A 13038-nucleotide genomic window follows, 5' to 3' on the forward strand; every position below is an offset into this window, starting at 1 on the left:
CGCCCCAGTAGCCCAATTGGCAGAGGCAGCGGACTTAAAATCCGCGTGTTGTGGGTTCGAGTCCCACCTGGGGTACAACTTTCTCCTCCGCGTCGCCGGTGTTCCAATATGCAACGAGTGTTATGAGGATGTGACCTTAGTCACTTATGTTCACGCTCGAATTGGATTAGCTTGAACTTAGCTCAGGAACCCCTGACCAAAAATCGCATCAAAGGCCGTTCGCACCTTTCGATCGAGGAGACTCTAAATGATTTCACTCCCCCAGGCGGCGCCCAGGGTGGCTAAGCTCACAGCGCTTAGCATCGGCGTCGCCCTTCTGGCCACGGCTTGTGGTGGCGGTTCCACTCCAAGCGCGACCGAATCCTCCGCAGGGGCAGGCGGCATCGCGTGCCCTGCCCCCAGTGCCACGGCCGGGGCAACCAGCACCTCCACGGAGACCGGCGGTGTGCCGGCAGCAACCACCACCACCCCCACACCGCTGAAACTTGGATCGCTCCTGCCGACGACGGGGTCGCTGGCGTTCCTCGGCCCGCCCGAAATTGCCGGCGTTAACCTCGGCATCAAGGAAGTCAACGACGCCGGCGGCGTGCTCGGCAAGCCGGTTTCGATCACCCACCGTGACTCCGGCGACACCAAGACTGACATCGCCACCCAGTCCACCACAGCACTCCTCGGCCAGGGTGTCAGCGCCATCATCGGTGCGGCCTCCTCGGGTGTGTCCAAGACCGTGATCAACCAGATCACCGGCGCGGGCGTCATCCAGTTCTCCCCGGCAAACACCTCGCCGGACTTCACCACCTGGGATGACAAGGGCCTGTACTGGCGCACGGCTCCCTCGGACGTGCTGCAAGGCAAGGTGCTGGGCAACTACATGGCAACCTGTGGCGCCCAGACGGTAGGCATGATCGTCCTGAACGACGCCTACGGCACGGGCCTGGCGAAGAACGTCAAGTCCGCGTTTGAAGCAGCCGGTGGCCAGGTTGTGGCCGAAGAGCTCTTCAACGAGGGCGACTCGCAGTTCAGCAGCCAGGTGGACAAGGTCATCGCCGCCAAGCCGGACGCCATTGCCCTGATCACCTTTGACCAGGCCAAGAGCATCGTCCCGCTGATCACGGGCAAGGGCATCAAGCCGACGCAGCTGTTCATGGTGGACGGCAACACGTCCGACTACAGCAAGGACTTCAAGGCCGGCACGCTGAAGGGCGCACAGGGAACCATCCCCGGCACCTTCGCCAAGGAGGACTTCAAGAAGAAGCTCCTCGCCATCGACCCCGCCCTGAAGGACTACAGCTACGCCGGTGAGTCCTACGACGCCGTCAACCTGATCTCGCTGGCAGCTGAGGCCGCCAAGAGCACCAAGGGCACGGAGATCGCCAAGCAGCTCAAGGCAGTTTCCGAGGGCGGCGAGAAGTGCACGGACTTCGCGTCCTGCGTCACGCTGCTCCGCAACGGCAAGGACATCGACTACGACGGCGAGTCCGGCCCGGTGACCTTCTCCGACGCCGGTGACCCGACGGAAGCCTCCATTGGCATCTACGAGTACCAGGACGACAACAAGTACAAGCCGGCCCGGGAGGAATTCGGCAAGCTGTAAGCCGCCTTCCCGCCGCACAACACGAAGCCCCCGTCCGGGGAGCAGTTCCGCCGGACGGGGGCTTCTGTGTGTCTTCTGCGGGGCAGTTAGTCCTCGTCGGCCAGCGTGCCGAGGTACAGCTGGATGACCTTCGGGTCCTTCATGAGCTCACGGCCCGTGCCGGTGTACGCATCCCTGCCCTGGTCCAGGACGTAGCCGCGGTCGCAGATCTGCAGGCAGCGGCGGGCGTTCTGTTCCACCATGATGACGGATACTCCGGCACGGTTGATCTCGTGCACGCGCAGGAAGGTCTCATCCTGCTTGACGGGGGAGAGGCCGGCCGAGGGTTCGTCCAGCAGCAGCACTGCCGGCTCCATCATCAGGGCCCGCCCCATGGCCACCATCTGCCGCTCGCCTCCGGACAGCGAGCCCGCACGCTGCGCCCGGCGTTTACCCAGTTCCGGGAAAAGGCTGGTGACGAAGTCGAAGCGCTCCGCGAAGTCCTTGGGCCGCTGGAACATGCCCATCTGCATGTTTTCCTCGATGGTGAGGGTGGAGAAGACGTTGTTGGTCTGGGGTACGAAACCAACGCCCTGGGTCACCAGCTTGTTCGCCTTGAGCCCCGTGAGGTCCTGGCCCCTGACCACCACGGATCCGGAGTGCACCTTCACCAGGCCGAACATGGCTTTCAGCAGTGTGGACTTGCCGGCCCCGTTCGGGCCGATGATGCCGATCAGTTCGCCCTTCCGGGCCTCGATGCTGCACCCGTTGAGGATGTTGACGCCGGGGAGGTAGCCGGCCACCAGATCGGTGACCTTGACGACGGCGCCGTCCGCGGCTGCGCTGCTTGCGGCCGGGGCCGCGCTCGTGGCACTCATTCCTTGTCCTTTTCTGGCTGGCCGACAACTGTGGATCCGGCGTCTGTCCGTCCGGCCTCGTCTGTGCGTCGGGTATCCGGGCCGGCTTCGGTGACCGTGGGCACCACGACGTCCACCGCGATGATGCCCGCGTCCTCGGTGCCGACGATCGATTCCTCGTCCGCCGCGAGTTCCTGCTCCAGTTCCCGGATGCCCTCGGTGTCGCCGAGATCGACGTCGTGGTGGGCGCCCAGGTAGGCGTCGATGACGGCGGGGTCCTTCATGACCTCGACCGGGGGTCCCTCGGCCACGATCTTGCCCTCGGCCATGACCACCACCCAGTCCGCGATGTGCCGGACCATGTGCATGTCGTGTTCCACGAAGAGGACGGTCATGCCCTCGGACTTCAGGTTCTTGATGTGATCCAGCAACGACTGCGTCAGTGCCGGGTTGACCCCTGCCATCGGTTCATCCAGCATCACCAGCTTGGGCCGGACCATCAGGGAGCGGGCCATTTCCAGCAGCTTGCGCTGGCCGCCGGAGAGCGACGCCGCGTAGTCGTCCTTCTTGGTGTCGAGCTTGAACTTCTCCAGCAGGACGTTGGCGTGCTCGGTGATTTCCTTTTCGCGGCCGCCCCAGATGTTCTTGAACAGGGCCTTGGACAGCCTCTCGCCCGGCTGGTTGGACGCGCCGAGCCGCATGTTTTCCATGACGGTCAGCTTGCCCATGACCTTGGTGAGCTGGAACGTGCGCACCATCCCCATCCGGGCCACCTTGTAGGAGGACACCCCGGCGATGCTCTGGCCCTCGAACTGCCACTTGCCGGAGTTCGGTGTGTCAAAGCCGGTGAGCAGGTTGAACAGGGTGGTCTTGCCGGCCCCGTTGGGGCCGATCAGGGCGGTGATCTTGTGCCGCGGGATTTCCAGGTATTCGACGTCGACGGCGTTGATGCCGCCGAAGCTGCGGGTGACGTTTTCGGCGACGACGATCGCGTCCCGCTTCTTGCAGCCGGGGGTGTTGTCCCCGACGGCGATCGGCCGGGCGTCCGTCATGTAGTCGACGCCCGCTTCCATTGATTCTTCGCTGTGCTTGCTCATGCGAACGCCAGCTCCTTCTTATTGCCGAAGACACCCTGCGGCCTGAAAATCATCAGCAGCATCAGGGCGATGCCCACCAGGATGTAGCGCAGCTGGCCGGCCTGGACAGTGGTCAGCCAGGTCACCGCGCCGGATTCGATCAGCCCGTACAGGACGCCCTGTGTGAGGGACAGGACCACCCAGAAGATCATGGCGCCGATCACCGGCCCCAGGACCGTGGCCATGCCGCCTAGCAGCAGGCAGGTCCAGAGGAAGAACGTCAGCTCGGTGCCGTAGTTGGCGGGCTGCACGGCGCCACGGGGGAGTGTGAAGATCATCCCGGCCAGTGCGCCGAAGGTGCCGCCGATCACCAGCGCCTGCATCTTGTGGGCGTAGACGTTCTTGCCGAGTGAGCGCACCGCGTTCTCGTCCTCGCGGATGCCTTTCAGCACGCGGCCCCAGGGGCTGCGCATCAGGAGCCACACGAGCACGCAGCCGACGGCCACGAGCCCCCAGCCCACCACCCGGATGAAGAAGTCACGGTTGTTCATGCCGAAGTAGGAGCCCTCCGGGAACGGGTTCATCGTATAGAACCCGCCCTCGAAGGCGGCGAGCCCGTTGGCTGAACCGGTCACCGAGGTGAGCTGGTTGGTGGTGACGACATAGCGGACGATTTCCGCCGCCGCGATGGTGACGATGGCCAGGTAGTCCGCCCGTAGACGGAGGGTGGGAATGCCCAGCACCAGCGCAAAAAGCACGGAACAGATGATGGCGATGAGGAGGCCGATAAAGAAGGGCACCCGGAAGGTGAGTGTGGAGATGGCGAAGCCGTAGGCCCCGACCGCCATGAAGCCGGCCTGGCCAAAGTTCAGCAGGCCCGAGTAGCCGAAGTGCACGGCGAGGCCGAGCGCGGCAAGTGCGTACGCCGCCGTCGTCGGACTGAAAATTTCACTGGCTGCGCTGGAAAGGATGAATCCAAAGTCCATGGCTGTCTCCTAACCCACACGCTCGCGACGGCCCAGGATGCCCTGCGGCCGGAACAAGAGGACAACGATCATGATGAAGAGTGCTCCCACGTATTTGAGGTCCGCCGCGAGGCCGAACACAGTGGTCAGTTCGACGAAGATGCCGACGATGATCGACCCGACGAGGGCGCCGAAAACCGTGCCGAGTCCGCCGAGGGTGACGCCGGCGAAGATGAGCAGCAGGATCTGCGAGCCCATGTCGAACGTGACGCCCGGGCGGTAATAAGCCCAGAGGATGCCCCCGAGTGAGGCCAGCATGCCGCCCGTGATCCAGACCAGGCGGATGACGCCGTCGACGTCGATCCCGGAGGCGGCGGCCAGCGCGGGGTTGTCGGCCACAGCTCGGGTGGCCTTGCCCAGGCGCGTCTTCAGCAGCACGATGCCGATGAGGGCGATCACGACGGCGCTGATGACCAGGGACCACAGGTTGTTGGGGGAGATGGAGACCGGGCCGAGCTGGACTTCCGCGCTCTGCGCGAACGGCAGCTGCTGCGTGGCCCCGCCGAAGTAGAACTGGATGATGTAGCGGACCGCCAGGGCCAGGCCGATGCTGACGATCATCATGGGCACCAGGCCGGTGCCGCGGCGGCGCAGCGGCCGCCAAAGCCCGGCGTCCTGCGCGTAGCCGAAGAGTCCGCCGCCTAGCAGGGCCAGGATGATGGCGAGCCAGAAGGGCAGGTTCATGGCGCTGAACGCGAAGACCAGCACGGCGCCCAGGGTCACCATCTCGCCGTGCGCGAAGTTGGTGAGCCCGGTGGTGCCGAAGATCAGGGATAGGCCCACCGAGGCGAGGGCGAGCAAAAGACCGAAGCTTAGACCCGCCACGAGCCTGTTGAGCAGGTTCTGGCCGAAGTCCTGCTGCTGCACCACGATGCCTTTGCCGAACGCGAAGATGACGGAGAGGTTTGACGTCTGGCTGAACGTGACGGTCCGGGGATTCGACTGGCCTTCGGCGAGCTTGATTCCTTCCGGAAGCGTGGATTCGTCCAGCTGGATCTCATAGGTCCCCTGGCTGGGAACACCGATCCGCCAGGACCCGTTGGCGCCCGAGGTTGCCTCCCCGGTGAAGGTCCCGCTCTTGGCGGTGATCTTGACGCCTTCGATGGGGCGCCGTGTATCGTCGCGGAGGAAGCCGCTGATGGTGTCCTGGAACTGCTGGTTCGACGGGGGTGGTGTCGGAGCTGGCGTGCCTGCCTGCGATGCCGGTGCTGCGACCAGCAGAAGTGCCACGACGGCGGAGGCAATGGCCCCCCAAACCTTCAGCAGCCCGCCCGGCCGCCGGATAGGCAGCCCTCTCGGTGTGCGTCTCAAAATTGAAAACCTCCACGTGGGGGTGGTTGCGGCTGCGTCATTGCAGCCGCTGCGAACGGAGGGAGCCGGATATCATTGCTGGTGGAGCGGGTATTGACTAGCTGTGATATCCGTCACCCTGACCCGCTTATCGTACAGCGCAAGCAGTACAAACCGCGTGGGTGGAGCTGACCATCAGATAGCGATCCGGTAACAACTGAAATGCCCAGTCACCAGCAGGAACTTTCCGTGCCGCTGGTCCGTGGAAATTGATAGCGTGACCAGTAGATTCATCACTCGACCCCATACATGGAGGACACCCGCAATGGCACTTGGCGGAAACCCGATCTTCAACGGAAAGAATTTCCGTGGAGCCACCCAGGCACCGCCTGTCCCGCAGGCGTACGGCCACAACAACTATGGTCAGAACCAGTTCGGCCAGCCGGCGTACGGCCAGGGCCGTGTTCCCGGCCAGGTCATGGACGCACAATCCGGGTGGATGTCGCAGCAGCAGAACATGTCCAACGACCAGCTGCAGCAGATGTACAACCGGCCTGCCGCCGGCCCTGCCGAGACCGGGCGGATGACCTTCGACGACGTCATCGTCAAGACCGCCATCTGCCTCGCGGCGGTGGTGGCCGGCGCCGCCGTCACCCTGGTCGTGGCACTGCCCCTGGCCAGCCTGCTGATGATCGTCGGCGCGCTGGGCGGCTTTGTGCTGGCCCTCGTCAACACGTTCAAGAAGCAGCCGTCGCCGGCCCTCATCCTCGCCTATGCAGCCCTCGAGGGCCTGTTCCTCGGCGGCCTGACCCGCATCCTTGACGGGCTGTACCCGGGCGTCGGCCTGCAGGCGGTCATCGGCACGCTGTCGGTCTTCGCCGTGACCCTGGTGCTCTTCAAGAGCGGCAAGGTCCGCGCCACCCCCAAGGCGATGCGCTTCTTCATGATCGCCACCATCGGCTACGCGGTCTTCGCCCTGATCAACATGGTCATGATGTGGACCGGCGCCGTGGATTCCCCGTTCGGCCTGCGTACCAGCATGGAGATCGCAGGCATTCCGCTGGGCGTCTTCATCGGCCTGCTCGCGATCGGCCTCGCTGCCTTCTCGCTGATCATGGACTTCACCAGCATCGAGGCGGGCGTCCGCAGCGGAGCGCCGGAGCGCTTCTCCTGGACCGCCGCCTTCGGCCTGACCGTCACGCTCGTATGGCTGTACGTGGAAATCATCCGCCTGCTGGCCATCCTCCGCGGCGACGACTAACGCCTAAGCCGGCAGACCGCCGTCGTACGTTCTTAAGGGAGTGGGCCCCGCCAACCGGCGGGGCCCACTCCCGCGTTTAAGGCTGGAGTTTTTGTCCACTTATTGGGACTCCGGGGGCCGTTTGGAGCACGGTGGCTAGGTGAGGCGCTCCAGCACCACGGCCATGCCCTGCCCGCCGCCGACGCAGAGGGTGGCGAGGCCCATCGTTCCGTCCGTCTCGCGCAGGCCATTAAGCAGCGTGGCGGTCATGCGGGCGCCGGTCATGCCGAATGGATGGCCCAGCGCGATGGCACCGCCGTGGACGTTGAGCCTCGCGGGGTCGATTTTCAGTTCGCGGGCGCTGGCCACCACCTGCACGGCAAAGGCCTCGTTGAGCTCCACGAGGTCGATGTCCCGCATGTCCAGGCGGGCGCGGGCCAGCGCCTGCCGGGAGGCTTCCACCGGCCCCATTCCCATCAGCTCGGGGGACAGTGCGGTGGCCGCGGTGGAGACGATCCTGGCCAGCGGCTCCAGCCCCAGGTCCCTGGCAAGGTCGTAGCTCATGACCACCAGGGCGGCGGCGCCGTCATTTAGCGGGCAGGCGTTGCCTGCGGTGACGGTTCCTTCCCGGCGGAAGACCGGCTGCAGGGCACTGACGGCGTCGAGGGTCACGCCCGGCCGCGGCGAGTCGTCCCGGTCCACCACTGTGCCGTCGCGCCGCTCATACGGCGTGATCTCGCGGGCGTAGAAGCCCGAGGCGATCGCGGCCTCGGCCCGGTTCTGGCTCAGCACAGCCCATTCGTCCTGGTCCGCGCGGCTGACCCCGTAGGAGGTGGCCACGTTCTCGGCGGTCTGGCCCATGGCGATATAGATGTCCGGCATGCGGCCGCCCAGCCGAGGATCCGTCCACGGTGTGTTCGACTCGGCGCGCGCGGCCGTACGCTGGCCGGCCGGCTGGAACAGCGGGTTGTGGTTCTGGGCCCCGGTCTCGCCCGCCCCGGCCCAGTCCTGATAGCGCGACACGGCTTCGACGCCGGCCGCCACGAACGCCTGGCCCTCGCCCGCCCGGATGGCGTGGAAGGCCATCCGGAGGGTCTGCAGGCTCGAGGCACAGAACCTGTTGACGGTGGCGGCGGGCACGTTGTCCAGGCCAGTGAGGATGGTGACGACGCGAGCCATGTTGGAGCCCGCCTCGCCGCTCGGTTCGGCGCAGCCGAGGTACAGGTCGTCCAGGCCCGGCCCGCTGTCTCCGGTGGGGTCGAACGCCGGCAGTTTGGCCAGCGCCGCGCTGACCATGGCCGCCGCCAGGTCGTCCGGCCGCTCGTCCTTCAGCGACCCTTTGAAAGCGCGGCCGATCGGGCTCCTGGCGGTTGAAACAATGACTGCTTCAGGCATGCGACCAGCCTACGCCCGGAGCAGGGTGCATTAACAGCTATGCCAGCCGCATTGCCCCGGCCGCTGGGGTGACCGTGAAGATGTCCGGCGCGGTGTACCCCGCCTCCGCGAAGGCCCGTACGACGGCGGTACGCACCTGCTGCTCCTCGCTCGCCGGAGTCAGGGCGATGGCGGCGCCGCCAAAACCGCCGCCGGTCATCCGGGCGCCGATGGCGCCGTTGGCCCGGGAGGTATCGGCGGCGAGATCCAGTTCGGCGCACGAGATCTCAAAGTCGTCGCGCATGGACGCATGGCTGGCGTCGAGCAGGGCGCCGATCGCCGACGGGCCCTGTTGGCCCAGGAGCTCCACGGTCTGCAGCACGCGGTCGTTCTCGGTGACCACGTGGCGCACGCGGCGGAACGTGACCTCGTCCAGCAGCCCGCTGGCCTCCTCCAAATCACCTGGCGTGACGTCCCGGAGTGCCTTAACGCCGAGCACCTCGGCGCCCAGTTCGCAGGACGCCCGGCGGGAGGCGTAGCCGCCGTCGGCATGGGAATGGGACACCTTGGTGTCGATGACCAGCAGGACCAGGCCGGCCGCCTCGGCCTCGAAGGGAACCAGTTGGACACTCTGGTCCCGGCAGTCCAGGAACACAGCGTGGCCCTTGGAGCCGCGCAGCGAGGCGGACTGGTCCATGATGCCCGTGGGTGCGCCGACAAAGTCGTTCTCCGCGCTCTGGGTGGCCAGGACCATGTCCTCCGGACCCATGCCTGCTCCGGTGAGGTCATTGAGTGCGGAGATCACGGCGCATTCAATGGCATGCGAAGAGGACAACCCGGCGCCGAGGGGCACGTCGGAGCCCAGCAGCAGGTCCAGGCCCGGGACGTCGATGCCGCGCTGCTGCAGGGACCAGATGACGCCCAGCGGGTACTTGGTCCAGCCTTTGGCCGTCCCGGCCTGCAGCGAAGCTGTGTCCGCCGTCGTGATTCCCTGGTCGCCGTAGGTCGAGAGCAGCCGGATGGTGGAATCGGGGCGGACCCCGACGGCGACCCGGGCGGTCCGGTCGATGGCGAACGGCAGCACGAAGCCCTCGTTGTAGTCTGTGTGCTCGCCGATCAGATTGACTCGGCCGGGAGCCTGCCACACGCCGTCGGGCTGGCGGCCGAATGCGGCGTGGAACCGGGCCTCGAGGTCGGTGGTGGCGGGGGCGGTCATGCGTGGGCTCCTTCGATGAGGTCTGGTTCGGTAACGCCCTGTTCGATGAGGCCGGGCGCGGCCGGAGCGAGCGCCTCGGCCGGGGACGCCGGAACGGTGACCGAGCGGAGCCGCTCTGCCACCTGTTCGGGCGTGGTGTCGTTGATGAAGGCACCCATGGCCGCTTCGGAGCCGGCCAGGAACTTGAGCTTGTCCGCCGCGCGGCGCGGGGAGGTCAGCTGCAGGTGGAGGTAGCTTGCGGGGCGCAGCAGGTCATCCACCGGGGCCTGGTGCCAGGCCGAAATGTAGGGCGTCGGGGTGGGATAGAGGGCGTCGAGGCGCTTGAGCAGGTCGAGGTAGACGTGGGCCAGTTCGTCCTTCTCCTCTCCGGTCAGCGCCGCCAGATCCGGGACCTGGCGGTGCGGCACGAGGTGGATCTCCAGCGGCCAGCGGGCGGCGAACGGAACGTAGGCGCTGAAGCTGTCGCTTTCCAGCACCATCCGGCTGCCGTCCTCCCGTTCGGCGCGCAGCAGCGAGCCGGTCAGTGTGTGCCGCCCATCGGCGTCATCATAAAACCTCCGCGCGGCCGCGCCCATGACGGCGGCGCGAGGCGTGACATAGGGGTAGGCGTAAATCTGGCCGTGCGGGTGGTGCAGGGTGACGCCGATGTCCGCGCCACGGTTCTCGAACGGGAAAACCTGCTTGATGCCGGGCAGCGCGCTGAGGGCTGCCGTCCGGTGCGCCCAGGCCTCCACCACTGTGCGGGCACGCGTTTCGCTCAGGCCGCTGAACGATCCCGTGTGTTCCGGAGTGAAGGTGACCACCTCGCAGCGCCCGAACGCCGGGCCCGTGGTTCCCCAGCCCGGGTTGGCGGGGACCGGGCCAAGGGCCGGGCCCAGGGAGGGGAAGCGGTTCTCGAACACCACGACGTCGTAGTCGGGCGCCGGGATCTCCGACGGGTTGGCGTCTGTGGTGGGGCAGATGGGGCACTGGTCCGCCGGCGGCAGGTGGGTGCGCGTCTGCCGGTGCGCGGCCACTGCCACCCATTCGCCGGTCAGTGCGTCATACCGGACTTCGCCGGGCTCCCCGCGGGCCGGGAGATCCCGGCGGTCCTGGGTGCGCTCCACGGACCGCGGGCGGGGCGAGCCGGCGTCGTCAAAGTAGAGCAATTCACGGCCGTCGGCGAGGTGGGTGCTGGTGATATGGGTCATGCGTCATTTCCTTTGAACGCGGCAGTCGGCGTCTGGCCGTCCGGGAGGCTGGTGGGGCGGTCGGGAAGGGGGTCGTGACCCCAACTAGGTAGCAGCTCAGGGGCTTCCCAGCCGTGGGAACGCCCTGAGCTGCTACCCAGTTGGGAAGCCGGGGGCGATGCGTGCCAGCCGCAGTTCGCCGACGGACTGCCGGAGCAGCTCCTCGGCGGCTGGGCCGGCGGGGCCTGTGCTGATCCGGCCGTCGGTGATGAGGGTGCCGACGGCGGACAGCGGGGCGATCCCGGCGAGCCCCACGGTCCCGTACTTGGTGGCGTCGGCCAGTACTGCCAACTGGTCCGATGCCGCGATCATGGCGGCGTTGACCTCGGACTCGAGCAGGTTTGGTGAGGTGATGCCGGCCTTCGGGTCGAAGCCGTGCACGCCCATGAAGCAGAGGTCGGCGTGCAGGTTGTCCAGGGCGTGCACCGTGACCGGGCCAACAAGGGCCTCGGACGGGGTGCGCTGGCCGCCCAGGACCACGGTGCGGATGCCGCCGTCGCCGGACGCCGCCAGCGCGTTGGCTGCCATGAGGGAGTTGGTGGCCACCGTGAGCCCGAGATCCCGGGGGAGTAGCCGCGCCAGCTCGTGGGTGGTGGTGCCGCCGGAAACCAGCAGGGTCATGCCGGGGCGGAGCAGCATGAGGGCCTCCGCCGCGATGGCCCGTTTCGCGTCTGCTTCCCGGGCGGACTTTGCTCCGAAGCCCGGTTCGACGGCGCTGAACGCGCCGGCGCGGGTGGCACCGCCGTGAACCCGCAGCAGCAGGCCGTCGGCATCGAGCGCATCGATGTCACGCCGGACGGTCATCTCGGAGACACGGAGCAGGTCCGCGAGTGCCGCGACGCGGACCGTGCCTTCGGCATCGAGTTCCTGGAGGATGAGGTGCTGCCGCTGTGTTGCGAGCATGTCGCTCCTCCTTTCCTCGCGGATCCAGTGTGGACTCAGGCCCTGTGGGCCCGGTCACTATTTGTGGCTGTTTCTATTGTGGCACAAAGCGATCAAAAACAAATACTTTCTAACAAAAGATAACAAGCGGGATCCTCGCGGGCGGTGCGTGCACACTGATGCGTGCGTTGTACGGTAGGTCCATGACTTCCGGCGCGACTTCCGAAACCAGCCAGTCCTCCACGGGCAGCCATGCCCCGGCGGCGAGTGAATCTCCTATGACTTCGAGGCGTTACGCCACGGGCAGGCAGTACGAGCTCAGGCGCGGTGACGCGCTCGCCGTGGTCACCGAGCTCGCTGCCGGGCTGCGGTGGTACAGCCGCGGGGACGTCCAGCTGACGGAGTCCTACGGGGATTCCGACATTCCGCCCGGCGCCACCGGGATTACCCTGGCGCCCTGGGCGAACAGGGTGGAGGACGGTGTCTGGCACCTGAACGGCAAGAAGCAGCAGCTGGACATCACCGAGGTTTCCAAAAACAACGCAAGCCACGGGCTCCTGCGCAACGCGGCGTACTCCCTCGTCGCGGAATCCGAGTTTGCCGTGACGCTCGAGGCTCCGGTGTTCCCCCAGCACGGCTATCCCTTTCTGGTGCGGCACCGCGTGGAGTACTCCCTGGCCGAGGACCTGGGCCTGGAGGTGCGGCAAACGCTGGTCAACGATTCCGAGACCGAGGCGCCGTTCGTGCTCGGGGCGCACCCGTACCTCCGGATCGGCGACGTGCCCTCCGAGGACCTCACGCTGACGGTCAATGCCGCAACGCGGCTGGTGGCGGACGAGCGGCTCATCCCGCGCAGCTCCGAACCCGTGTCAGCGGACAGCGACCTGCGGCAGGGGAGGACCGTGGGGGACCTGGATCTCGACGCCGCCCTGACTGACTTGGCGTTCGACGGCGGGATCGCCCGCCACACGCTGACCGCGCCGGACGGCCGCAGCGTCAGCCTGTGGCAGGACGAGACCTGCCCGTTCGTCCACGTGTTTGTCAGCCGCATCTACCCGGGCCGGGCCGCGGCTGTGGCGCTGGAACCGATGACAGGGCCGGCGAATGCCTTTAACTCGGGGGACAGCCTCCGCTGGCTGGCGCCCGGGGACTCGTTCACCATCACCTGGGGCATCCGCGCTGACCTGGCCGGGCCCCTGACCAAGCAGTACCCGGCCAGGGCAGTACACAGTCGGGCCGTGGCGCGTTTCCCATAGCAGGGCGGCTAGGGAAGTAT

At 66.8% G+C, this 13038-nt stretch carries 11 protein-coding genes and 1 tRNA gene; 4 read left to right on the forward strand and 8 right to left on the reverse strand.

From position 1 onward, the window contains the following. The first annotated feature begins 1 nt into the window (after position 1). A tRNA-Leu gene (locus QF036_RS07665) sits at positions 2-75 on the forward strand. A gap of 172 nt (positions 76-247) precedes the next feature. Further along, positions 248-1594: an ABC transporter substrate-binding protein gene (locus QF036_RS07670; RefSeq protein WP_307100662.1), complete on the forward strand. Its 1347-nt coding sequence runs from the start codon at positions 248-250 to the stop codon at positions 1592-1594. Between the two features lie 86 nt (positions 1595-1680). Here the strand turns inward: QF036_RS07670 and QF036_RS07675 are convergent, their stop codons facing one another. From QF036_RS07675 to QF036_RS07690, 4 genes are read right to left on the reverse strand one after another with little or no spacing between them, the layout of a single operon-like run. Further along, positions 1681-2451 (reverse strand): ABC transporter ATP-binding protein, encoded by a 771-nt coding sequence (locus tag QF036_RS07675; RefSeq protein WP_307100664.1) that lies wholly within the window; start codon positions 2449-2451, stop codon positions 1681-1683. Continuing rightward, positions 2448-3527 (reverse strand): ABC transporter ATP-binding protein, encoded by a 1080-nt coding sequence (locus tag QF036_RS07680; RefSeq protein WP_307100666.1) that lies wholly within the window; start codon positions 3525-3527, stop codon positions 2448-2450. The genes QF036_RS07675 and QF036_RS07680 overlap by 4 nt, the downstream gene beginning before the upstream one ends. Beyond that, complete coding sequence (locus tag QF036_RS07685) at positions 3524-4492, reverse strand: branched-chain amino acid ABC transporter permease (RefSeq protein WP_307100669.1); 969 nt, start codon at positions 4490-4492, stop codon at positions 3524-3526. The genes QF036_RS07680 and QF036_RS07685 overlap by 4 nt, the downstream gene beginning before the upstream one ends. Before the next feature lie 9 nt (positions 4493-4501). Next, complete coding sequence (locus tag QF036_RS07690; protein ID WP_307100670.1) at positions 4502-5842, reverse strand: branched-chain amino acid ABC transporter permease; 1341 nt, start codon at positions 5840-5842, stop codon at positions 4502-4504. 304 nt (positions 5843-6146) lie between these two features. Here QF036_RS07690 and QF036_RS07695 point away from each other — a divergent pair, with 304 nt between their 5' ends. Next, positions 6147-7082, forward strand: a complete 936-nt coding sequence (locus tag QF036_RS07695) for a Bax inhibitor-1/YccA family protein (protein WP_307100672.1) — start codon at positions 6147-6149, stop codon at positions 7080-7082. 135 nt (positions 7083-7217) lie between these two features. Here the strand turns inward: QF036_RS07695 and QF036_RS07700 are convergent, their stop codons facing one another. The 4 genes from QF036_RS07700 to QF036_RS07715 form a co-directional block, all read right to left on the reverse strand. Next, entirely contained in the window at positions 7218-8456 is a 1239-nt protein-coding gene (locus tag QF036_RS07700; RefSeq protein ID WP_307100674.1) for an acetyl-CoA C-acetyltransferase, read from the reverse strand. Positions 8457-8493: 37 nt separating this feature from the next. Then, entirely contained in the window at positions 8494-9651 is a 1158-nt protein-coding gene (galK, locus tag QF036_RS07705) for a galactokinase (protein WP_307100675.1), read from the reverse strand. Then, positions 9648-10841: a galactose-1-phosphate uridylyltransferase gene (gene galT, locus QF036_RS07710; protein ID WP_307100677.1), complete on the reverse strand. Its 1194-nt coding sequence runs from the start codon at positions 10839-10841 to the stop codon at positions 9648-9650. The genes galK and galT overlap by 4 nt, the downstream gene beginning before the upstream one ends. 132 nt (positions 10842-10973) lie before the next feature. Further along, positions 10974-11783, reverse strand: a complete 810-nt coding sequence (locus QF036_RS07715) for a DeoR/GlpR family DNA-binding transcription regulator (RefSeq protein ID WP_307100680.1) — start codon at positions 11781-11783, stop codon at positions 10974-10976. 257 nt (positions 11784-12040) lie between these two features. Here QF036_RS07715 and QF036_RS07720 point away from each other — a divergent pair, with 257 nt between their 5' ends. Further along, complete coding sequence (locus tag QF036_RS07720; RefSeq protein ID WP_307100683.1) at positions 12041-13018, forward strand: aldose 1-epimerase family protein; 978 nt, start codon at positions 12041-12043, stop codon at positions 13016-13018. The last annotated feature ends 20 nt before the right edge of the window (positions 13019-13038 follow it).

It is taken from the genome of Arthrobacter globiformis (genome assembly GCF_030817195.1).
GTDB lineage: Bacteria > Actinomycetota > Actinomycetes > Actinomycetales > Micrococcaceae > Arthrobacter > Arthrobacter globiformis_D.